19 protein-coding genes and 2 pseudogenes are annotated in these 21,380 nt (G+C 64.8%); 10 read left to right on the top strand and 11 right to left on the bottom strand.

Annotated features, from left to right (window positions below; genetic code table 11):
• Window positions 1-9: 9 nt before the first annotated feature.
• The 3 genes and pseudogenes from IC50_RS25605 to IC50_RS25595 all read left to right on the top strand — a co-directional run.
• Window positions 10-468 (top strand): annotated as a pseudogene (locus IC50_RS25605) (ABC transporter substrate-binding protein); the annotation flags it as partial.
• 165 nt (window positions 469-633) lie between these two features.
• Complete coding sequence (locus IC50_RS25600; protein ID WP_035711272.1) at window positions 634-1,863, top strand: ABC transporter substrate-binding protein; 1,230 nt, start codon at window positions 634-636, stop codon at window positions 1,861-1,863.
• A 191-nt stretch (window positions 1,864-2,054) separates the two neighbouring features.
• Window positions 2,055-3,338, top strand: a complete 1,284-nt coding sequence (locus IC50_RS25595) for a glycerate kinase type-2 family protein (protein WP_035711271.1) — start codon at window positions 2,055-2,057, stop codon at window positions 3,336-3,338.
• A 68-nt stretch (window positions 3,339-3,406) separates the two neighbouring features.
• Here IC50_RS25595 and IC50_RS25590 read toward each other — a convergent pair whose 3' ends face one another.
• Genes IC50_RS25590 through IC50_RS25560 form a run of 7 tightly spaced genes read right to left on the bottom strand, consistent with a single transcriptional unit; the run spans window position 3,407 to window position 10,807 of the window.
• Entirely contained in the window at window positions 3,407-3,931 is a 525-nt protein-coding gene (locus IC50_RS25590; RefSeq protein ID WP_035711270.1) for an NADH-quinone oxidoreductase subunit B family protein, read from the bottom strand.
• 3 nt (window positions 3,932-3,934) lie between these two features.
• Window positions 3,935-5,443, bottom strand: coding sequence for a hydrogenase large subunit (locus tag IC50_RS25585; protein WP_035711268.1), 1,509 nt, complete (start codon window positions 5,441-5,443; stop codon window positions 3,935-3,937).
• Between the two features lie 3 nt (window positions 5,444-5,446).
• Complete coding sequence (locus tag IC50_RS25580) at window positions 5,447-6,886, bottom strand: hydrogenase 4 subunit F (protein WP_035711267.1); 1,440 nt, start codon at window positions 6,884-6,886, stop codon at window positions 5,447-5,449.
• Window positions 6,883-7,545 carry a hydrogenase-4 component E gene (locus tag IC50_RS25575; RefSeq protein ID WP_035711265.1) on the bottom strand — a complete coding sequence of 221 codons (663 nt, stop codon included), beginning with the start codon at window positions 7,543-7,545 and terminating at the stop codon, window positions 6,883-6,885. Before IC50_RS25575 ends, IC50_RS25580 begins: the two co-directional genes overlap by 4 nt.
• A 1-nt stretch (window position 7,546) precedes the next feature.
• Window positions 7,547-8,503 carry a respiratory chain complex I subunit 1 family protein gene (locus IC50_RS25570; protein ID WP_035711263.1) on the bottom strand — a complete coding sequence of 319 codons (957 nt, stop codon included), beginning with the start codon at window positions 8,501-8,503 and terminating at the stop codon, window positions 7,547-7,549.
• Complete coding sequence (gene hyfB / locus IC50_RS25565) at window positions 8,500-10,500, bottom strand: hydrogenase 4 subunit B (protein ID WP_035711262.1); 2,001 nt, start codon at window positions 10,498-10,500, stop codon at window positions 8,500-8,502. Before hyfB ends, IC50_RS25570 begins: the two co-directional genes overlap by 4 nt.
• Window positions 10,501-10,537: 37 nt before the next feature.
• Window positions 10,538-10,807, bottom strand: a complete 270-nt coding sequence (locus tag IC50_RS25560; protein ID WP_035711260.1) for a helix-turn-helix domain-containing protein — start codon at window positions 10,805-10,807, stop codon at window positions 10,538-10,540.
• 126 nt (window positions 10,808-10,933) lie between these two features.
• On the opposite strand from IC50_RS25560, the pseudogene IC50_RS43260 reads away from it, so the two are divergent.
• Window positions 10,934-11,091, top strand: a pseudogene (locus tag IC50_RS43260) (glycerate kinase); the annotation flags it as partial.
• A gap of 291 nt (window positions 11,092-11,382) precedes the next feature.
• On the opposite strand, the gene IC50_RS25555 reads toward IC50_RS43260, so the two are convergent.
• A complete protein-coding gene (locus tag IC50_RS25555; protein ID WP_035711259.1) occupies window positions 11,383-11,904 on the bottom strand; it encodes a MarR family winged helix-turn-helix transcriptional regulator in 522 nt (173 codons plus the stop codon).
• Between the two features lie 179 nt (window positions 11,905-12,083).
• Here IC50_RS25555 and IC50_RS25550 point away from each other — a divergent pair, with 179 nt between their 5' ends.
• Genes IC50_RS25550 through IC50_RS25540 form a run of 3 tightly spaced genes read left to right on the top strand, consistent with a single transcriptional unit; the run spans window position 12,084 to window position 15,629 of the window.
• Complete coding sequence (locus tag IC50_RS25550; RefSeq protein WP_035711256.1) at window positions 12,084-13,124, top strand: branched-chain amino acid ABC transporter permease; 1,041 nt, start codon at window positions 12,084-12,086, stop codon at window positions 13,122-13,124.
• A 7-nt stretch (window positions 13,125-13,131) separates the two neighbouring features.
• On the top strand, window positions 13,132-14,901 hold the full coding sequence (locus IC50_RS38490; protein ID WP_050991088.1) for a branched-chain amino acid ABC transporter ATP-binding protein/permease: 1,770 nt from the start codon (window positions 13,132-13,134) through the stop codon (window positions 14,899-14,901).
• Complete coding sequence (locus tag IC50_RS25540) at window positions 14,898-15,629, top strand: ABC transporter ATP-binding protein (RefSeq protein ID WP_035711254.1); 732 nt, start codon at window positions 14,898-14,900, stop codon at window positions 15,627-15,629. The genes IC50_RS38490 and IC50_RS25540 overlap by 4 nt, the downstream gene beginning before the upstream one ends.
• Before the next feature lie 178 nt (window positions 15,630-15,807).
• Here IC50_RS25540 and IC50_RS25535 read toward each other — a convergent pair whose 3' ends face one another.
• Entirely contained in the window at window positions 15,808-16,431 is a 624-nt protein-coding gene (locus IC50_RS25535; protein WP_035711252.1) for a pyridoxamine 5'-phosphate oxidase family protein, read from the bottom strand.
• 121 nt (window positions 16,432-16,552) lie between these two features.
• On the opposite strand from IC50_RS25535, the gene IC50_RS25530 reads away from it, so the two are divergent.
• Entirely contained in the window at window positions 16,553-17,437 is an 885-nt protein-coding gene (locus IC50_RS25530) for a LysR family transcriptional regulator (protein WP_035711249.1), read from the top strand.
• Window positions 17,438-17,500: 63 nt separating this feature from the next.
• Here the strand turns inward: IC50_RS25530 and IC50_RS25525 are convergent, their stop codons facing one another.
• A complete protein-coding gene (locus IC50_RS25525; RefSeq protein WP_035711247.1) occupies window positions 17,501-17,917 on the bottom strand; it encodes a PaaI family thioesterase in 417 nt (138 codons plus the stop codon).
• 217 nt (window positions 17,918-18,134) lie between these two features.
• Window positions 18,135-19,304, bottom strand: coding sequence for a 4-hydroxybenzoate 3-monooxygenase (gene pobA / locus IC50_RS25520; protein ID WP_035711245.1), 1,170 nt, complete (start codon window positions 19,302-19,304; stop codon window positions 18,135-18,137).
• A gap of 264 nt (window positions 19,305-19,568) precedes the next feature.
• Here pobA and IC50_RS25515 point away from each other — a divergent pair, with 264 nt between their 5' ends.
• The gene (locus IC50_RS25515; protein WP_035711243.1) at window positions 19,569-20,585 is read left to right on the top strand and encodes a TRAP transporter substrate-binding protein; all 1,017 of its coding nucleotides are present in this window, start codon (window positions 19,569-19,571) and stop codon (window positions 20,583-20,585) included.
• Between the two features lie 284 nt (window positions 20,586-20,869).
• Entirely contained in the window at window positions 20,870-21,379 is a 510-nt protein-coding gene (locus IC50_RS25510; protein ID WP_035711277.1) for a TRAP transporter small permease, read from the top strand.
• Window position 21,380 lies beyond the last annotated feature (1 nt).

Raw genomic sequence — 21,380 nt, 5'->3', positions numbered from 1 at the left:
ATCGGCTGAAAGCCACTGCACTTCCTCAATAACGTGTCGGCATCGATCGGCAGCGTGATCAAGCCCGCAGGTTTCGAGAACGCGCAGGGCATCATCTCCTCGCAATATTTCAAGGACCCGACTGATCCGCAATGGAAGAACGATCCGAGCATGAAGGCCTGGAACGAATTCCTGGACAAATATTATCCCGAAGCGAACCGCGCGGACGCCTCGGTCATGTACGGCTACATCGTCGCACAAGGACTGGTCCATGTGCTGAAGGCTTGCGGCGACGATCTGACTCGGGCGAACGTGATGAAGCAGGCCGCGAGCATGAGAGATTTCGAGCCCCACGGACTGCTTCCGGGAGTGAAGGTCAACACCAGTCCCACGGACTTCGCGCCGCTCTCGCAACTGCGGCTGGAACGCTTCAAGGGCCAAACCTGGGAGCTGTTCGGCGACGTCATCAGTGGCGACGTCGGCGGATGAGGGTCCACCATCGCGCATGACTACTAAAGAAGCAGCCCCTGCGACACGGTTGCAGGGGCTTTTCCTTGAAGGTTCCGGCCAAATCGGGTTCAATCCCGTTCGCGTCGGCAAGAAAAGCGACACAAGAACAAGGACGCGCACATCAAGAAAAATAGGGAGATAGGAATGCCTGCTGTCACCAGCAAACTCGCGGCCGCATCCGTTGCGCTCGCATTTTTCGCGGCCTCGACGAGTGCCGCTCTTGCGCAGAAGAAATACGATACCGGCGCCACCGATACCGAGATCAAGATCGGCAACATCATGCCCTATAGCGGACCGGCTTCCGCCTACGGCATCATCGGGCGGACTGAGGCCGCCTATTTCAAGAAGATCAACGACGAGGGCGGCATCAACGGCCGCAAGATCAATTTCATCTCCTACGACGACGCCTATTCGCCGCCGAAGACGGTGGAGCAGGCACGCAAGCTGGTCGAGAGCGACGAGGTGCTGTTCATCTTCAACTCGCTCGGCACGCCGCCGAACTCGGCGATCCAGAAATACATGAACTCGAAGAAGGTGCCGCAGCTGTTCGTCGCCACCGGCGCCACCAAGTGGAACGATCCGAAGGACTTCCCCTGGACCATGGGCTGGCAACCCAACTACCAGAGCGAAACGCAGATCTACGCAAAGTACATCCTGAAGGAGATGCCGAACGCCAAGATCGCCGTCCTGTTCCAGAACGACGATTACGGCAAGGACTATCTCAAGGGCCTGAAGGACGGTCTCGGATCGAAAGCCGCGAGCATGATCGTGGCCGAGGAAAGCTACGAGACGTCCGAGCCGACGATCGACAACCACATCGTCAAGCTGAAGGCGACCGGTGCCGACATCTTCGTCAACATCACCACGCCGAAATTCGCGGCGCAGGCAATCAAGAAGAATGCGGAAATCGGCTGGAAACCGACCCATTTCCTCAACAACGTCTCGGCCTCGGTCGGAAGCGTGATCAAGCCGGCAGGCTTCGAGAACGCGCAAGGCATCATCTCGGCGGCCTATCTGAAGGACACCACCGACGCGCAATGGGCCAATGATCCCGGCATGAAAGGGTTCCTTGATTTCATGGCGAAATACTTCCCCGAAGGCGACAAGACCGACGGCGGCACGATCGTCGGCTACGGCGTCGCGCAGACGCTGGTCCAGGTACTGAAGAACTGCGGTGACGACCTCACGCGGGCGAACGTCATGAAGCAGGCCGCGAGCCTCAAGGACTTCCGCACCGAAGTGCTGCTGCCCGGCATCAAGATCAACACGTCGGCGACCGATTTCGCCCCGATCAGTTCGCTGCAGCTGCAGCGCTTCAAGGGCCAGCGCTGGGAGCTCTTCGGCGACGTGATCAATGCGGAGGCCGGCGGCTAGCAACTGAGAGACATGACGAGAAGACCCCCTGCGCTGATCGCGCGGGGGGTTTTTGCCTGCGCGGCGATCATGATCACGCGATTGCACAATCGAATGGTGATGAAGGCTGCTTACGCTTTGGCGCGCGATGCGGTAGGCAGATAACCGGCGAGCTTGTCGCCGCTACCTCTGTCCGCTCAAGGCCATTGTCCATGACCGACCGCCGCCCCCTGCTCCGCGCGCTCTACGACGCCGCCGTTGCCGCCGCCCATCCGAACACAATTCTGGCGCCGCATCTGCGCCCCGCCCCGAAGGGACGCGTGATCTGCCTCGCCGCCGGCAAGGGCGCAGGCGCCATGGCCGCGGCGGCCGAGCGGCACTATCTGGACACGCTCCAGCTCGCACCGGAACGCCTTGTCGGCATCGCCACCACGCGCCACGGCTACGGCATGCCGACGCGCCGCATCCGCGTGGTCGAAGCCGGTCATCCCGTGCCCGACGAAGCCGGCCTGCAGGGCGCCGCCGACACGCTCGCGCTCGCCGGCGAAGCCGGCCCGGACGATCTGCTGCTGGTGCTGCTCACCGGCGGCGGCTCGGCCAACTGGATTGCGCCGGTGGACGGCATCAGCTTCGCGCAGAAGCAGGCGGTCAACAAGGCGCTGCTGCGCTCGGGCGCGCCCATCGGCGAGATGAACGTCGTCAGGAAACATCTGTCGCGCATCAAGGGCGGGCGGCTGGCCCGCGCCGGCAGGAACGCAGCCGAGATCGTCACGCTCGCGATCTCCGACGTGCCACATGACGATCCTTCCGCGATCGCCTCCGGCCCCACCGTGCCGGATCCGACCACGCTGGCGGATGCGCGTGCGATCGTGGCCAAGTACAGGCTCGACATCGACGATGCCGTGCGCCGCGCGCTCGACGATCCCGCCAACGAGAGCTGCAAGCCGGGTGACCCGGCCTTTGCGCGCGCGCATTTCGAGCTGATCGCGCGGCCCAGGCAGTCGCTCGAGGCTGCGGTGAAGCTCGCGCGCGCCTCCGGTTACGAGACCATCGACCTCGGCGCCGATCTCGAAGGCGAGGCACGCGAGGTCGCCGCCGATCACGCCAGGCTGGCGCTGCAAGCACGCACCCAGGGCAAGCGCCTCGCGATCCTCTCCGGCGGCGAGCTCACGGTGACCGTGCGCGGCAATGGGCGCGGCGGTCCCAACCAGGAATACGCGCTGGCACTCGCCGGCCTCTTGAAGGACATGCCGGGTATTGCGGCGCTCGCCGGCGACACCGACGGCGCCGATGGCGGCGCCGGCCACCCGACCGACCCCGCGGGCGCGCTGATCGACGCGGCAACGTTCGCAAAGATGAAGACAGAGGGGCTCGAGCCGCAGGCCTATCTCGACAACAACGACGCGACCACGTTCTTCGAGGCGACGGGCGATTTGCTGCAGCCGGGCCCGACGCTGACCAACGTGAACGATATCAGGGTGATCCTGGTGGATTGAGAAGCGCTCTGTCCGGCGCCGTCGCCGGGCGTGCCTCGAGCCGCGTGCCGCAAACTCGTCGGCGCAGCTCACCCCTTGCCGCTGACGTTCTCCAGCAGCGCGAGCAGGCCCTTCAACAAGTCCGTCGGCGACGGCGGGCAGCCCGCGATGTGCAGATCCACCGGCACGACCTCGGAGACGCCGCCGACGCAGGCATAGCTGCCTCTGAAAATGCCGCCATCGATCGCGCAGCCGCCGACCGCGACGACCCATTTCGGATCCGGCGTCGCGTTGTAGGTCCGCTCCAGCGCCTGTCGCATGTTCTTCGTCACCGGACCCGTGACCAGCAGCACGTCGGCGTGGCGCGGCGAGGCGACGAAGCGCAGGCCGAAACGTTCGATGTCGTAGAAGGCGTTGGACAGCGCGTGGATCTCCAGCTCGCAGCCGTTGCAGGACCCGGCATCGACCTCGCGAATGGCGAGAGAACGCCCCAGCCTGGCCTGGGCGGCGCGGTCGACCTTCGCTGCAAGCTCCGCCAGCGCCGACTCGTCCGGCACCGGCGCGGGCTCCGCCAGCGAACCATGGGTGAGGCTTTCGAGCAGGGTCTTGCGCATGGCCTAGAGGTCCGCGCCCGAATAGGAACAGTTGAACGACTTGTTGCAGAGCGGGAAGTCGGCGATGATGTTGCCCTCGATCGCGGCCTCCAGCAGCGGCCACTGGAACCACGAGGCGTCGCGCAGGTGGCAGCGTTCGACGCGCAATTCCTGGCCAAGCTTGAGCCAGATCAGCACGTCCCCGCGAAACGCTTCCGTCACAGCCAGGCCTTCGCATTCACCGCACGCGGCCGGGAGCGCACTCATGATCTCGCCCGGCGTCATCATGTCCAGGATCTGCGCGATCAGTGCGACGCTCTGCTCGACCTCGCGGATGCGGATCCAGACCCTCGCGTTGACGTCGCCCGCCTCGAGCACCGGCACCTCGAACGACAGCCGGTCGTAGGGTGCGTAAGCAAGCATGCGCCGCGCATCGAAATTGCGCCCCGACGCACGGCCGACATAGCCGCCCGCGCCGAACTGCCGCGCGTACTCCGTTTTCACGATGCCCGTGGTGACGGTGCGGTCCTGAAGCGAGGCCGTGTTGTCGTAGAGCTCGATCAGGCGCGGAAACACCTTGTCGATTTCGGCGAGCAGCGTGCACAGTGCCGCTACGCCGTCCGGCGCGATGTCACGCGTCACGCCACCGGGCGCGATGACGTCCATCATCAGGCGATGGCCGAACGCGACGTTCGCAGCGCGCAAGCAGCGCTCGCGCAGGATGCCGGTCTGGGCATGCATCAGCGCGAACGACGCGTCGTTGCAGATGGCCCCAATGTCGCCCAGATGATTGGCGAGCCGTTCCAGCTCCGCCATCAGCCCCCGCAAATACGTCGCGCGCGACGGCGCCTCGATGTCGAGCGCCGCTTCCACGGCGCGCGCAAAGGCGAAGGCATAGGCGACCGCGCTGTCGCCGGAGGTGCGGTTGGCGAGCTTTGCCGCAGCCGCAAGGCTCGCGCCCTGCATCAACGACTCGATGCCCTTGTGGGTGTAGCCGAGCCGCTGCTCCAGCCGCACCACATGCTCGCCATTGGCGGTGAAGCGGAAATGACCGGGCTCAATGATCCCGGCATGGACGGGGCCGACCGCCACCTGGTGCAACGCCTCGCCCTCGGACGGCAGGAACTGGTACGGCCGCACGTCGCGCGATGCGTCGCGGCCCGAGAGCGGATAGGACTTGCTCCAGACGTCGTGATCGAGCCATGGCCGCAGATCGTCGGCGACGGTCGGAACAAGCCCGAACAGATCATGAATGGTCCGCTCGAGCCGAAGCGCCGGCGGATGATGGCCGGCGACGCTTGGAAATGTGCCGGCCGTACACTCGTAGGTCACGACCGCGATCTCGGCCGAGCCTCCATCGATCATCGCCATATGCACCGCGGTCGGCTCGCCCCAGAAGCCAAGCAGTGTGAGGCCTCCCTCGACCAGTCGATCGATCGCCGCCTGCCAGCCCGCCTCCGTCACGACCGCGCGCGGCCAGGGTCGGTGCGACGGCACCGCATGGACATGGGGGATGCTGTCGAGGATGCCCATGGCCTACCCCAGCAGCTTCGCGACGTTCTGGAAGCCGGTGACCAGCACCGGCGGCAGGTAGATGCCGGCCATCAGAACCAGTCCGAGGTGCGTGAACATCGGCACGTAGGAGGCTTCCGCGGGCGCGGTCTTGCCCTTGGGCTCACCGAACATCACCGCGCCGATCCGCAGGAAAAGCCCGCCGAGCGCGATGATGATGCCGAGCACCAGGATCACCGTCAGCCAGGGCGCGCGGGCGAAAGTCGAGCTCACCACCAGAAACTCGCTCATGAAGATGCCGAGCGGCGGCAGCCCGACGATGGCGATGACGCCGAGCATCAGGCCCCAGCCGAGCGCGGGGTTGGTCACCGTGAGCCCGCCGATATCGGCGATCTTCTGTGTGCCCTTGACCTGCGCGATATGGCCGACCGCGAAGAAGATCGCCGACTTGGTCAGCGAATGCATGGTCATATGCAACAGCCCTGCGAAATTCGCGAGCGGCCCGCCCATGCCGAAGGCGAACACGATGATGCCCATATGCTCGATCGAGGAATAGGCGAACATCCGCTTGATGTCGCGGCGCCGGTACAGCATCAGCGCGGCGAAAATCACCGAGATCAGACCCATGGTCACCATCAACGGACCCGGCGCGATCGCCTCAGAGTTGACCGCGAGCATCATCTTGAAGCGCAGGAGCGCATAGAGCGCGACATTGAGCAACAGGCCGGACAGTACCGCCGAGATCGGCGTCGGGCCCTCGGCATGCGCATCCGGCAGCCAGGCATGCAACGGTGCGAGGCCGACCTTGGTGCCGTAGCCGAGCAGGAGGAAGGCGAAGGCGACGTTGAGCAACGCCGGGTCGAACTGTGCGGCGTGCTTCACCAGCACCGTCCATACCATGCCGTCGAGCCCCTCGCCCACCACGGGGCGCGCCGCCATATAGACCAGGATGGTGCCGAACAGCGCGAGCGCGATGCCGACGCTACCGAGGATGAAATATTTCCAGGCCGCCTCCAGCGCCTCATGGGTGCGGTAGATGCCGACCATCAGGACGGTGGTCAGCGTCGCCATCTCGACCGCGACCCACATCAGGCCGATATTGTTGGCGACGAGCGCGAGGTTCATCGCGAACATCAGCGTCTGATACATCGCGTGATAGAAGCGCAGGAACGCCGGCGCGAGGCGCCCGGTCTCGATCTCGTGCTGGATGTAGCTCGCGCTGAACACCGATGTGGTGAAGCTGACGAAGGTGGTCAACACGATGAAGACCTTGTTGAGGTCGTCCATCAGCAGATACTGCCCCGATACCGGTTCGACCACGAACAGCGAGAGCGAGGTAAGGAAGGTCGCGAGCGCCGCCGCTACGTTCAGCTTCGCCGTCAGTCGGTAGCCGGGCAAAATTGCCAGCAGCGCCGCCGAGAGGGCCGGAATCAGGAGGATGGCGCTGAGGGCGTCGATGCTCATCGCCGCTCTCCACGAAAGCGATCAAGCTCCTGCACGTCCACGCTGTCAAAACGCTCGCGGATACGGAACAGGAAGATGCCGATCACGATGAAGGCGATCAGCACCGAGAAGGCGACGCTGATCTCGACCACCAGCGGCATGCCCTTGGCGCCGGTTGCCGCCAGCACCAGCCCGTTCTCCAGCGACATGAATCCGACGACCTGGCTCACGGCGTTGCGTCGCGTAACCATGATCAGGAGCCCCAGCAGCACCACCGACAGCGCGAAGGCAAGATCCTCGCGCGCGAGCGCATCGGCGCTCGGCGTCACCCGCAGCATCACCACCATCGACAGCGCGACGAGGCCGATGCCAGCCATCATGGTCAACCCGATGCCGATCGCATTCTCGATCTCGCGGTGGATACCGAGCCGTTTGATGATCCGGTGCAGCGCGACCGGGATGATGATGGCCTTGAAGACCAGCGCGATCAGCGCCGTGACATAGAGATGCGGCGCCTGCTGCACATAGGCCTGCCAGGCCACCGACAGCGCCAGCACGCCGGCATGCAGCGCATAGACATTGAGCAGCGCATAGAGCCGGTCCTGATAGAGCATCATGAAGCTCGCCAGCACGAGGGAGCCGGCGAGCAGATGGGCGATGTCGAATTGCAGGCTGCTCATCTCAGAGGCTCCCCGACACGAAGCGCAACAGGGTGGCTAGCAATGCCAGCATCAGCGCCGCGCCCAAGAACTCCGGAATCCGGAACACGCGCATCTTGGCGATCGACGTCTCGAACACGGCGAGCAAAAAGCCAAGCACCGCCAGCTTGCCGAAATAGAGCAGCGCGCCAAAGACGAGCCTCGCAACGCCCGCGTCCGCCGTCGCCGTGCCCCATGGCAGGAACACGCAGGCGATCAGCGAGACATAGAGCAGGAGCTTGAGCTGCGACGACAGTTCGATCAGCGCGAGATGCCGCCCCGAATATTCCAGCACCATGGCCTCGTGCACCATGGTGAGCTCGAGATGGGTGGCGGGGTTATCGACGGGGATGCGGGCATTCTCCGCCAGCGCTACGATGGTCAGTGCCACGAACGCCATGCCCAGGGACACACGCAGACCGACCGCGTCCGAGCCCATGAACTCCGCCACGCTCGAGAGCTGCGTCGAGCCGGCGATCATCGCAACCGAGAACACTGTAATCAGCATCGCGGGCTCGGCGAGGGAGGCGATCATGACCTCGCGGCTGGAGCCGATGCCGCCGAACGCGGTGCCGACGTCCATGCCGGCGAGCGCCTGGAAGAAACGGGCGCTGCCGAGCAGCGCAGTGATGGCGATGAGATCGGCGGTCCAGGAGAACAACAGGCCATTGCCGAAAGTCGGCACCAGCGAGGCGGCGACCCAGGTGCCCGCGAAGATCAGATAGGGAATGACGCGGAACAGCCAGGATGCGTTGTCGGCGAGCACGACGTCCTTGCGCATCAGACGAATAAGGTCACGATAGGGTTGGAGCAGCGGGGGTCCACGCCGGCGCAGCAGCCGAGCCTTCACCTTGCGCACGAAACCCGTCAGCAGCGGCGCGAGCCCCAGCACCAGCGACATCTGGGCGCCCTGGGAGAGGATATCGCGCAGCGCGTTCATAGTGCCACCACCAGCAGCAGCACGACGAGCGCCACGAAGACGAGCGTCAGATAGCGGCGGATGGTGAGGAACTGCAGGATATTGATGCGGTCGGTCGCAAAGCCGATGACCTTCGCAATCGGCGCGTACAGCACATCCCAGATCAGATCGTGCAGTTCGACCTGGAGCCGCGCAGGAGCCGGCGAGGACGGCGGCGGCATCTCGCCGATCTCGCGCGCGGCAAAGATGACGCTGCCGAACACGCGGCGGATCGGCTGCGAGAAGCTGGAGGCCGAGTACTGGATCGCCGGATTCGGATCGGGATAGCCGCAATCCCAGGCCGGCGCGCGGCGTAAGCGGTCGGAGGCGAAGCGGTGAATGGCTGTAGCCGCCGTCGTGCCGCAGAGTGCCGCAAACAGGAACACCAGAAGGCCGTTATAGGAGCTGCGGCTTTCGGCGATCGGCACGATGGTGAGCCACTGCAATCCGACCTGATGCGGCATAATGTTGCCGACCATATCCTTGCTCACCGGCGCCAGCGCATCGATGAACAACCCGGGCAGGATGCCGGCAACGAGGCAAAGGGCGGCAAGCACGAACATCGCGGTCAGCGAGAAGCGGTCGGTCTCATGTGCTGACGCCGCGACATCCGAACGCGGCCGACCGAGGAAGCTGATGCCATAGAGCTTGACGAAGCAGGCCGCGGCAAAGGCGGCCGCGAGCGCCAGCAAACCGCCGACCGCGGGAATGACCAGCTTGAGGCCCCAGGAGGGCAGCTGCGGTGAGAGCAGGATCGCCTGGAAGGTCAGCCATTCCGAAACAAAGCCGTTGAATGGCGGCAATGCCGAGATCGCGACGCAGCCGACCAGCACCGCGAACGCCGTCTTCGGCATGCGATGGATCAACCCGCCGAGCTTCTCCATGTCACGCTCGCCGGTTGCTCCGAGCACCGCGCCGGCGCCGAAGAACAACAGGCTCTTGAACAGCGCATGATTGAATACGTGCAGCATCGCCGCGGTGAAAGCGAGCGCCGCCACCCAGTCGAGCCCTTCCGCCTTGAAAGCCAGCGCCAGTCCGAGGCCGGTGAAGATGATGCCGATATTCTCGATCGTTGAATAAGCGAGCACGCGCTTGATGTCGCGCTGCATCAGCGCGTAGAGCACGCCCAGCGTCGCCGACGGACCGCCGACGAGCAGCACCACCATGCTCCACCACCACACGGGTTCGGGCAGAAGATCAAAGACGATGCGCACGAAGCCGTAGACGGCGACCTTGGTCATGACGCCGCTCATCAGGCCGGAGACGTGGCTGGGTGCGGCGGGATGGGCGAGCGGCAGCCAAGCGTGCAGCGGCACCAGGCCAGCCTTGGAGCCGGCGCCCAGCAGCATGAGGATCACCACCACGCCACTCACCGCAACGGAAGGATGCGAGGCTCGGATCGCATCGAAATCGTAACCGGCGCCGCTCGCGAGCAGGCCGAAAGCGAGCAGCAGCGCCAGCGTGCCGAAACTTGCCATCAAGAGGTAGACATAGCCGGCGCGGACATTCTCGGCCTCCCGGTGATGCGACACCACCATCGCCCAGGAGGTCAGCGACATGAATTCCCAGGCGACCAGGAAGCTGAAGGCATCGTTTGCCAGCACGACGACGTTCATCCCTGCGAGATAGGCAGGATAGAACGGCAGCACGCGGCCGGGGGAGTCCTCGTGCCTGAAGTAGCCGAGCGCGAACAGGCTCGCAGCGGCGCCGCCGAGATTGACGACGACGAGGAAGAAGGCGGACAGCGCATCGAGCCGGAAATGGGCACCGAGCCAGGGCAGGCCGATCGGCAGTGTCGCGCTCGGCGTCAGATGCGGGAAAAAGAGCAGATCCGACAGCGCCGTGACACATAGCGTCGATGTCGCGATCAGGCACCCGCCGTAGAGGATGATCGAGCCGCGCGGGCGCGTCGACAGCACGATTCCCGCAGGCGCCAGTGCCAGTAGAGCCGCCACTGACCATAGCGCCACGGCGATCATGGCCGCTCCTGCATCATCATTTGCGCACGCATCATCGCTATTGGCCGCCTGCGCTCGGAGGTGGAGACTTCAGCCGCACACCGCGCCCCCCGGCGCTCGACACTGCCCCCTCGGCGATCAGCTCGATGCCGGCAACCGACAGCGCCTCGACCAGCTTCACCAGGGAATCGACATTGCCGCGGATCACCCCTTCGGAGGCCTCCATGCGCTGGATCGTCGGCAACGACAGCGAACAGCGCTGCGCGAGTTCGCGCTGGTCGATCCTGAGCAAGGCACGGGCGGCTCGAAGCTGCGCGGCGGTGATCACGGGGCACAATGTCCGTGGCAGTTACAGTGCTTGAGTTGCCAAGCTTAGGACGCGCAAAATGACGTTTCAAGCATCATCTTCTAGACGCAGCGCATCATTCCGTTCGATGTCCTCCGAGCTTACGCCCCCCGGGGCGTGTGCGGCGCACTGATCGATGCTGCGACCTTCGCGAAGATGAAGGCGCAAGGGCTGCAACAACATTCTTCGAGGCCACGCGCGATCTGCTGCAGCCTGGCCCGACCCTGACGAACGTGAATGATATCAGGTTGATCTTGGTGGATTGAGGCGTCTGCCCCACACTCCGCTGCGTTCCCTCCCCCCTTGCGGGGGAGGGCTAGGGAGAGGGGTGCCACACGGCACGCTCTCTCGACGGAGTGCGCATCACGAGTCCGCTGTTGCTGATAATTGATAATGTGGAATATATCGCACACCATTTGCTGGGCCACCCCTCTCCCCCGCCCTCCCCCGCAAGGGGGGAGGGAGCGCAGTGTGCCATGGGGTGTGAGCTCAAGACTTCGCAGACGTGCGACTTCAGCTCCGCGCGGCCGACCCTCCCCTCCAGAAGAGGATCAGAGTCAAAACTCGTTGGCGATCTTCGAGAGCATCCCGATCAGGGCCTCGCGGTTGGCCTGGCCGAGCAGGTCGTTCAACCGGGCCTCATGCTTGGTGGCAACGAGCTTCTTTGCCCGCGCCAGCACGGCCTTGCCCTTGTCGGTGAGCACCAGGATATGGGAGCGGCGGTCGTTGGTGGAGCGGATCCGCGCGCAAAGGTCGCGGCTCTCGAGATTGTCGAGCATCGCCACGAAGTTCGGCCTGAGGATGCCGAGCGTGGAGGCGATCTCGGTCTGGTTACGCCCGGGGTTCTTCTCGACCAGGAGCAGCACCGAGAACTGCGCCGGCGTCAGCTGGAGCGAGGCCATGCAGCGCAAAAAGTTCTCGAATACCTTGAGCTGCGCCCGCTTCAGGACATAGCCGAGCTGCTCGGAGAGCTCGCCGAGCTGGAGCGCTTCGGCCTGGACTTCGCCCGCGTCCTTGCGGCCCTTGGCCGCGTCAGCGGGTTTTTCGGACGACTTTTCAGCGGTCTTGGAAACGGTCATCGCCTCGTGCTCGTAATCCCGCTAAATTCGGGCGGGTCGTTCCCCCCGCCCTTGATGTTATATTTGATAATTGTTATGGACCATATCAAATATCGTCAGCGTATTTCAATGGCTGTGAGGGGGACCATCCACCGCAATTGCGGAGACCGGTCCTCGATCTTGAGGGGGAGCGTCCGGTCTTGAATACCACCATCATGCTGTTCCTGGTGCAGGACGGCATCACCAATGGCGCGATCTACGCGCTGCTCGGCCTGGCGCTGGTGCTGGTGTTCGCCGTCACCCGCGTGATCCTCATTCCGCAAGGCGAATTCGTCACCTACGGCGCGTTGACCTATGCCTCGCTGGCCGCGGGCCAGATGCCGGGCACGGCAAAGCTCGCGCTTGCGCTTGGCATCGGCGCCTTCGCCTTCGACCTTTTCGTGGCGCGCAAGGCGCTGCATGCGCGGCTGATCGTGCGCAGCTTCGTCACCAACATCGTGCTGCCCGGCATCGTGCTGGCGCTGACCGTTTACTTCGCCAGCGAGAAGCCGCCGGTGGCGATCTGCATCGCGCTGTCCCTCGTGATCGTCGCGATGATCGGCGTCTATCTCTACCGCATCGCCTTCCAGCCGCTGGCGCACACCTCCGTGCTGGTGCTGCTGATCGCCTCGGTGGGCGTGCATCTCGCGCTCCAGGGGCTGGGGCTGCTGTTCTTCGGCGCCGAGGGCCAGCGCGGACCCGCCGTGCTGTCCGGCGCCTTCACCGCCGGCACGCTGCGCTTCACCGGCCAGAGCATCACCGTCTACGCCATCACCATCGCCTTCATCGTCGGGCTCTGGCTGTTCTTCGGCCTGACGCTCTACGGCAAGGCACTGCGCGCGACCGCCGTGAACCGGCTGGGGGCGCGGCTCGCCGGCATACGCACCACGCTGTCCGGACAGATCGCCTTTCTGCTGGCCTCCGTCATCGGCGCGCTGTCGGGCATCATGATCGTGCCGATCACGACGCTCTACTACGACTCCGGCTTCCTGATCGGCCTGAAGGGCTTCGTCGCCGCGATCATCGGCGGCCTCGTCAGCTATCCCCTCACCGCCGTCGCGGCGCTGGTGGTCGGCATCGTCGAGGCGTTCTCGTCCTTCTATGCCTCCAACTACAAGGAAGTGATCGTCTTCATGCTGCTGATCCCCGTGCTGCTGCTGCGCTCGCTCGCCGCGCCGGCCGTCGAAGAAGAGAAGGACTGAGGCCAAGATGCAGAGCCGGCTTCCCATCCTCATCTTCGCAGCTCTCATGGCGGCGATCCCGTTCGTCCCGGGCATGCCGCCGTTCTGGATCGTGCTGCTCGACAATATCGGTCTTGCGGCGCTCGTCGCGATGGGCCTCGTGCTGCTGACCGGCGTCGGCGGCCTGACCTCTTTCGGACAGGCGGCCTTCGTCGGTTTCGGCGCCTACACCACCGCGGTGCTGTCGACCGCCTACGGCCTGTCGCCGTGGCTGACCCTGCCGCTGTCGCTCCTGGTCAGTGGATCGCTCGCGGTGCTGCTCGGGCTGATCACCGTCCGCCTCTCCGGCCATTACCTGCCGCTCGGCACGCTCGCCTGGGGATTGGGGCTGTTCTATCTCTTCAGCAAGCTGGAATTCCTGGGGCGCAATGACGGCATCTCGGCGATCCCGCCGCTGTCGATCGGCACGTTCAAGATGCTCTCGCCCGGTTCGATCTATTACGCCATCTGGGTCGCGGTGATCCTCTCGGCCCTGCTGACGATGAATCTCCTGGACTCCCGCACCGGCCGCGCCATCCGCGCGCTTCGGCGCGGCCATGTCGCGGCCGAGGCCTTCGGCGTACACACGCCGCGCGCAAAACTGCTGGTGTTCATCCATGCCGCAGTGCTCGCCGGCCTTTCGGGGTGGCTCTACGCGCATCTTCAGCGCGCGGTGAACCCGACGCCGTTCGGCGCACAGGCCGGCATCGAATATCTCTTCATCGCGGTGGTCGGCGGCGCCGGCTATGTCTGGGGCGGCGTGCTCGGCGCGGCGATCGTCGTGGTCCTGAAAGAGGTGCTGCAAAGCTATCTGCCGCTGATCCTGCCCGGCTCCGGGCAGGTCGAGACCATCGTGTTCGGCCTCATGCTGGTGGCCCTGCTGCAACTTGCGCCCGGCGGCCTCTGGCCGTGGCTGATGTCGTTCCTGCCGGAACGCACCGGTGGAGGGAAGCCGGATACTTCGCTCGAGCTGGAGTCGCGCACACGCTCGCCGGTTCAGTCCGGCGTCCTGCTTCAGGTGGAGAAAGCGCGAAAGCAGTTCGGCGGCGTGGTCGCGGTCAACAATGTCTCCTTCGACGTCCAGGCCCGCGAGATCGTCGCGCTGATCGGTCCGAACGGCGCCGGCAAGAGCACGACCTTCAACCTGATTACCGGCGTGCTTTCGGCGACCTCGGGCTCGGTCTCGGTGCTCGGCAGGAAGGTCGACAAGGCGCCGCCGCAGGAGATCGTCAAGCTCGGCATCAGCAGGACCTTTCAGCACGTCAAGCTCGTCCCCGACATGACCGTGCTGGAGAACGTCGCGATCGGGGCGCATCTGCGCGGTCATTCGGGGCCGATCGCCTCGATGCTGCGGCTCGACCGCACTGATGAAGCCAAGCTGCTCGCCGAGGCCGCCCGCCAGATCGAACGCGTCGGCCTCACCGAGCAGATGCATCAGCTCGCGGGCTCGCTCTCGCTCGGACAGCAGCGCATCGTCGAGATCGCGCGGGCACTCTGCGTCGACCCGATGCTGCTGCTGCTCGACGAGCCCGCCGCGGGTCTGCGCCACATGGAGAAGCAGCGGCTCGCCGCGCTGCTGCGCGACTTGCGCGACGGCGGAATGTCCGTCCTTTTGGTCGAGCATGACATGGGCTTCGTGATGAACCTCGCCGACCGCATCGTGGTGCTCGATTTCGGCACCAAGATCGCCGAGGGCACCCCCGCCACGATCAAGACCAATCCCGAAGTGATCAAGGCCTATCTCGGAGTGGCGGCATGAGCGCGCTATTGTCCGTCACCGACGCCCATGTCGCCTATGGCAAGGTCGAGGCGGTGCGTTCGGTCTCGCTCGAGGTCGGCACGAACGAGATCGTCACCATCGTCGGCGCCAACGGCGCCGGCAAGACCACGCTGCTCTCGGCCATCATGGGCATCCTGCCGCTGAAGGGGCGCGTCGCCTTTGCCGGACAGGACCTCGCCCGGCTCGACATCGAGGACCGCGTCGCGATGGGCCTTGGCCTCGTGCCGGAGCACCGCGAATTGTTCGTGACCATGAATGTCGAGGACAATCTCGAGCTTGGCGCCTTCCGCATCGAGCGGAGCAAGGCGAAGGCCTCGATGGAGCGCGTCTACACGCTGTTCCCGCGGCTCAAGGAGCGGCGCAAGCAGTTCGCCGGCACGCTGTCCGGCGGCGAGCAGCAGATGCTGGCGATGGGCCGTGCGCTGATGGGCGAGCCGAAGCTCCTGATGCTGGACGAGCCGAGCCTCGGCCTCGCGCCCATCATCGTCGCCGACATCTTCCGCATCGTCGGCCAGCTGCGCGCTAGCGGCGTCTCCGTGCTGCTGGTCGAGCAGAACGCGCAGGCCGCGCTGAAGATCGCGGACCGGGCCTATGTGATGGAGCTCGGCGAGTTCGTGCTGAGCGGCAAAGCCAGCGACGTCGCGGCCAACGAGGGAGTGGCAGCCAGCTATCTCGGCTTCCAGCACGAAGGCGAGAATGTGTCGTGACTCTTACCCTCCCCCGGAGGGGGAGGGTCGCTTCGCATGTAGCGGAGCGGAATGCGAAGCGGGGTGGGGTGACGGTCTCGCCACCTCGCACAGTGCCGGCATTGAGAGATCACCCCACCCCGCTCGCGCTCCGCGCGATCGACCCTCCCCCTCCAGGGGAGGGTAAACAAGTGGCGACCTACGTGGCCGCTTTCTCCCCCCTCAACGCTGCCACCTCCGCTTCCAGTTCCGCGATCCTCGCGTCCCTCGCGGCCAGTGCCGTCGCGACATCGCCCGCGTCGAACTTCTGCGGAATGTGCTGCGGGCAGTTTGTGTCCCAGGCCGCGATCTTGAACAGGATCACCTGTTCCGGACGGGCACGGTAACCCTTCGGCATCAGGGCCGTCGTCAGCGCTTCGTCGTCCTCGACGACCCGCGCTTCGCCCCAGATCTTCACACGACGACGATGGGCGTAGTCCATCACGAAGATGTAGGCCTTGGGGTTTTCCGAGAGATTGCCCTGGGTAATGAACTGCTGGTTGCCGGCATAATCGGCGAAGGCGAGCGTCTGCCTGTCCAGCACCTTGAGAAAGCCCTTCGGGCCGCCGCGATGCTGGATGTAGGGCTGGCCGTCGGCCGAAGCGGTGGCGAAATAGAAGCTGTTGGCGTCAGCCAGGAAGGCCGCGAGGTTGTCGTCGACCTCGATGCGCCAGCCGCGCTGCTCGCTGCGCGCGTAGGCCTCGCGCGAACCCTTGCGAGCCTGGATCGCCTTCACAGCGGGCGAGAAGGCAACATCGCTGGCATAGGTGTGGGCCGTTGTCATCGGAACATCTCCTGAAATTCCGGCGCATGCTTGCGTCTTTCGACCGCTAATGTGGAGCCTTCGGCGTCTAAAACAATTAGGTACCTTGACACTTCATCATTGCGATATAAGCAATAATGCCATGGACCGCCTCGACGCCATGCACGTCTTCGTCACCGTCGCCGATCTGCGCGGCTTTGCGCCGGCGGCGCGCAAGCTGCAGCTGTCGCCCTCGGCGGTGACGCGGCTGATCGCGGCGCTGGAGGAGCATCTCGGCGCCCGGCTGCTACAGCGGACCACACGGCAGGTGACACTGACCGACGTCGGCACCCGGTATCTGGAGCGCGTCAGGCGCATCCTCGCCGATGTCGAGGAGGCCGATGGCTCGGCGCGGCAGGAGCGCAGCCGCCCGAGCGGACGGCTGGTGGTGTCGGCCCCGGTCGGCTTCGGCCGGCTGCATGTCGGGCCGGTCATGACGGCCTATCTCAAGCGCTATCCCGAAGTCGCCGCCGAGCTCAGGCTGTCCGACCACCTCGTCAATCTCGTGGAAGACGCCGTCGACGCCGCGGTGCGGATCGGCCATCTCGCCGATTCCTCGCTGGTGGCGCGGCAGGTCGGCGAGATGCGGCGGATCGTGGTGGCAGCGCCCGGCTATCTCAAGCGCCATGGTGAACCGAAGACACCACAGGAATTGCTCGCGCACCAGACCATCGCGTTCGGCTCGGCCGCCAATTGGCATTTCGTTCAGGACGGCCGCGACAACGAGGTAACGACGGCCCCGCGCTTCACCAGCAACAGCGCCGACGCGGCGCTGCAATATGCCGAGGCCGGCGGCGGCGTGACGCGCGTGCTGGCCTACCAGGCGGCCGAGGGGCTGAAGCGCGGACGGCTGAAAATCGTGCTGGCGAAATACGAGCAGCCGGCGCTGCCGATCCACATCGTCTATCCGACCTCGCGCCTGCTCTCGGCCAAGGTGCGCGCGTTCATCGATCTCGTGGTGGAGACGGCGGAGTGGAGGTTCGGGTGAGGCCCGTGTCCCAGACGCGGTCCAGCGCGAAGTGCCGCTCCGCAGAGCCGGGGCACGAGAGAGCTACTTCTTCGGCACCACGCGGAACGTGCCGCTCGCGCGTGCGATCACGACGTCGTCTGCCTTTGCGAGGCACTGCGCGAAGCAGATCGTGCTGCCGGTCTTGATCGCCTCGCCCTCGACCGAGAGCCACTGGCCGATCTCGGCGGCGCCGACGTAGTCGACCGACAGCGAGATCGTGACGAAGGACGTCGTCCACCCCGTCGCCTGGGCGCAGCTGTAGCCCATAGCGGCATCGGCCAGCGCTGCGATCAATCCTCCGTGGATCAATCCGCGCGCGTTGGTGTGCGGCGTCGCCAGGCGCAATCCGACGGTGACGCCCTTGTCGGTCTTGTTCGAATAGAGCGGCTCCCAGGGATCGGTGAGCGGCGCTTTGCGGAAATGCGGCTCGAAGCCGGCCGGAACGTCGGGAGCGGTCATGGGTGTCTCGCGTTGCTGTGTCGCCGGCATTGAACGCGATGGACGTGACGGATGCATCAATTACAAAGTTTTAAACGGGATTTGCGCGGGCGTTTGAAACGGGCACGGCCGTCGTTGCGAGGAGCTCTTGCGGCGAAGCGATCCATTGTTCCCGCGGAGAGATTCCCGGATTGCTTCGCTACGCTCGCAATGACGGAGGACGTGGCAGCGGCGAGCCCTAAAACGGCAGCCCGACGTAATTCTCCGACAGCGACGTCATCGCGGCCTGCGACTGCGTGACGTAGTCGAGTTCGGCGAGCTGGATGCGGGCGCCGATGGTGCCGGTGTCGGGGAATTTGTGCAGCATCGAGGTCATCCACCAGGAGAACCGCACGGCCTTCCAGACCCGTGCCAGCGCCATGGCGGAATAGGCATCGATGCCGGCGCTGGATTTCTCATCGTAGAATTCGCGTAAGCCGCCCGACAGATAATGCGCGTCGCTGGCAGCCAGGTTCAGGCCCTTGGCGCCCGTCGGCGGCACGATGTGGGCGGCATCGCCACACAGGAACATCCTGCCGAAGCGCATCGGCTCGGCGACGAAGCTGCGCAAGGGCGCGATGCTCTTCTCGATCGAGGGCCCCGTGACGAGACTGTCGGCCGCCTCCTGGTCGAGCCGGCGCTTCAACTCGTCCCAGAAGCGGTCGTCCGGCCATTGGTCGACATGGTCATCCAGCGCGCACTGCACGTAATAGCGGCTGCGCTTCGTCGAGCGCATGGTGCAAAGCGCAAAGCCGCGGGCATGATTGGAGTAGATCAGTTCATGGCTGACCGGCGGGGTATCCGACAAGATGCCGAGCCACCCGAACGGATAGACCCGCTCGAACTCCTCGATCGCCGAGGCTGGAACGCTGGCGCGGCTGACGCCATGGAAGCCGTCGCAGCCGGCGATGAAATCGCAATCGATCCTGTGGGTGACACCGTCCTTGACGTAGGTGACACGCGGGTGACTGCCGTCGAAATCATGCGGCTGCACGTCCTTGGCCTCGTAGACCGAGACGAGACCGGCGGCCTTGCGCGCATTCATCAGGTCGAGCGTGACCTCGGTCTGGCCGTAGATCATCACCGTCTTGCCGGTCGCACCCTTCATGTCGATGCGATGACGGCGGCCGGAAAAGGCAAGCTCGATGCCTTCATGAACCAGGCCTTCGGCGTGTGCCCGTGCGCCGGCACCGACCTGGTCGAGCAGCGCGACGGTTCCCTCCTCCAGCAGGCCGGCGCGAATGCGGCCGAGCACATAGTCCGGGCTTTGCCGCTCCAGGATCACGTTGTCGATGCCATAGGCGTGCAGCAGTTGCCCAAGCAACAATCCAGCCGGTCCGGCCCCGATGATTGCGACTTTTGTCCGCAATACTTGCTCCTTCCGATCCTGTAGGCTTTCGTTGCGGCCCGCTTGTCGCTTCAAGTCGCTCAGGATAATTATACCATATAACGGTTGGGCAAAAGGGGAGTGCGGGTCGCGGCAGGGCGACAAATCCATGCAACATGGCTGACGTAGACGACGCGATAAGGCGCACGTCAGTTCCGGCTTGAACGCGCCGGCCAATTATATAACATGTTAATTAATGAGGCCGGGCCATCGAAGCCCGCCATCAAAAAGAGGGAGAGACGCGTGATGAGAAGAGCCTGTCTGGCTTTGCTGCTGGCAGCAAGCGTGAGCCCTGCGTTGGCGCAGGACAAGACCTTCGACTTGAAGGTCTCGCACTGGGTGCCGGCGTCGCACCCGCTGCAGAAATCCCTGGAAGACTGGGTCGCTGCGGTGAACAAGGATTCCGGCGGCACCATCACGGGCAAGGTGTTTCCGGCCCAGCAGCTCGGCAAGGCGTTCGACCATTACGACATGGCGCGCGACGGCATCGCCGACGTCACCTACGTCAATCCCGGCTACCAGCCCGGCCGCTTCCCGATCATCGGCGCCGGCGAATTGCCGTTCCTGATCTCCGACGCCAAGGGCGGCTCGATGGGGCTGGACGCCTGGTATCGGAAATATGCCGAGAAGGAGATGAAGGACGTCAAATACTGCCTCGCCTTCGTCCACTCGCCCTCCTCCTTCCACTCCAAAACCAAGAAAATCGTCAGCCCCGAGGACGTGAAGGGCATGAAGATCCGCCCCGCGCACGCCACCATGGCGAACTTCGTCACCTCGCTCGGCGGCACCAACGTGCAGTCCTCGGCACCGGAAGTGCGCGACATCATCGAGCGCGGCGTCGCCGACGCCGTCACCTTCCCCTGGGGCTCCCTGGTGCTGTTCGGCATCGACAAGGTGACCAAATACGACATGGAGGCGCCGCTCTACACCACGACCTTCGTGTTCGTGATCAACAAGGACAAGTACAATGCGATGTCCGAGAAGCAGAAAGCCGCGATCGACAAGAACTGCTCGACCGAAATGGCGGGCGCGGTCGGCGAGCACTGGGGCAAGTTCGAGGATGCCGGCATCGACAAGGTGAAGGCGGAATCCAGCCACGAGGTCTACAAGCTGACACCGGAGCAGACCGCCGCCTGGAAGAAGGCCGCCGAGCCGCTGGTGAAGACCTGGGCCGACGGCGCCAAGAAGGCCGGCGCCGATCCGGACGCCGCGCTCGCAGACCTCAAGGCCTCGCTGAAGAAGTACAACGCGCTGGCGGAGTAACATTTCGCCGAGGGAAGATGCGGCGGCGAGGGGCATCTCGCCGCCGTTATTCTGCAGGCGCGGGTAGAGGTGAGGAGCGCACGGCGCTTCGTCCTCCTCTCCCCGCCTGCGGGGAGAGGGTCGGGGTGAGGGGGAGTCTCCACGGAGACGGCGACAGCGAGACTCGCGGAGAGCCCCCCTCGCCCGCCGCGCTTCGCGTGTCGGCCTCTCCCCGCAAGCGGGAGAGGCAAAGCCTGCCGCCTGAGCCGAGAACGGACATGACATCGGACGACAAGACACATCCCATGAAGCGCTCCTGGATGGACCGCATCATCGACACGATCGAATGGATCGCGGCCGGCTTCGTCGGCCTTGTCGCACTCGATATCTTCCTGTCGGTGCTGCTGCGCAACACACTGAACTATTCGATCCCCGACAGTTTCGACATCGGCCGCATGCTGCTCGGTATCCTCATCTTCTGGGGTATCGCGGCAACCTCCTACCGCGGCACCCACATCACGGTGGACCTCGTCTGGGGCAACGTCGGCCCGCGCTATCAGCGCTGGATCGACGTGTTCGCGACCCTGGTCCTGCTGTTCGTGGTGACCGTGCAGACCTGGACTTTGTTCGACAAGGTGCGCGGCACCTACAACGACAACGTCCTGACCTTCGACATGCACATGCCGACCTGGCCGTTCTTCGCCATCGCCTGGATCGGCGACGTCTCCGCCGTGCTGCTGATCGCGATCCGCACCTACCGGCTGATATTCCATCCCGAAGACATGCATGATCCCAAATTGAAGGCGACGGAGTAGT

The organism is Bradyrhizobium genomosp. I (2014) (genome assembly GCF_000261685.1).
Lineage (GTDB): Bacteria > Pseudomonadota > Alphaproteobacteria > Rhizobiales > Xanthobacteraceae > Bradyrhizobium.
The sequence above is the reverse complement of the archived record's forward strand: the minus strand, read 5'-3'. Positions and strand labels throughout refer to the sequence as shown.

Coding starts and splice junctions, on each gene's coding strand:
- IC50_RS25595 (WP_035711271.1), top strand. CDS start 2,055: ATGACCGACCGCCGCCCCCTGCTCCGCGCGCTCTACGACGCCGCCGTT.
- IC50_RS25540 (WP_035711254.1), top strand. CDS start 14,898: ATGAGCGCGCTATTGTCCGTCACCGACGCCCATGTCGCCTATGGCAAG.
- IC50_RS38490 (WP_050991088.1), top strand. CDS start 13,132: ATGCAGAGCCGGCTTCCCATCCTCATCTTCGCAGCTCTCATGGCGGCG.
- IC50_RS25580 (WP_035711267.1), bottom strand. CDS start 6,886: ATGAGCATCGACGCCCTCAGCGCCATCCTCCTGATTCCGGCCCTCTCG.
- IC50_RS25535 (WP_035711252.1), bottom strand. CDS start 16,431: ATGACAACGGCCCACACCTATGCCAGCGATGTTGCCTTCTCGCCCGCT.
- IC50_RS25575 (WP_035711265.1), bottom strand. CDS start 7,545: ATGAGCAGCCTGCAATTCGACATCGCCCATCTGCTCGCCGGCTCCCTC.
- IC50_RS25530 (WP_035711249.1), top strand. CDS start 16,553: ATGGACCGCCTCGACGCCATGCACGTCTTCGTCACCGTCGCCGATCTG.
- IC50_RS25600 (WP_035711272.1), top strand. CDS start 634: ATGCCTGCTGTCACCAGCAAACTCGCGGCCGCATCCGTTGCGCTCGCA.
- IC50_RS25515 (WP_035711243.1), top strand. CDS start 19,569: ATGAGAAGAGCCTGTCTGGCTTTGCTGCTGGCAGCAAGCGTGAGCCCT.
- IC50_RS25510 (WP_035711277.1), top strand. CDS start 20,870: ATGAAGCGCTCCTGGATGGACCGCATCATCGACACGATCGAATGGATC.
- IC50_RS25570 (WP_035711263.1), bottom strand. CDS start 8,503: ATGAACGCGCTGCGCGATATCCTCTCCCAGGGCGCCCAGATGTCGCTG.
- IC50_RS25590 (WP_035711270.1), bottom strand. CDS start 3,931: ATGCGCAAGACCCTGCTCGAAAGCCTCACCCATGGTTCGCTGGCGGAG.
- hyfB (WP_035711262.1), bottom strand. CDS start 10,500: ATGATCGCCGTGGCGCTATGGTCAGTGGCGGCTCTACTGGCACTGGCG.
- IC50_RS25525 (WP_035711247.1), bottom strand. CDS start 17,917: ATGACCGCTCCCGACGTTCCGGCCGGCTTCGAGCCGCATTTCCGCAAA.
- IC50_RS25555 (WP_035711259.1), bottom strand. CDS start 11,904: ATGACCGTTTCCAAGACCGCTGAAAAGTCGTCCGAAAAACCCGCTGAC.
- IC50_RS25585 (WP_035711268.1), bottom strand. CDS start 5,443: ATGGGCATCCTCGACAGCATCCCCCATGTCCATGCGGTGCCGTCGCAC.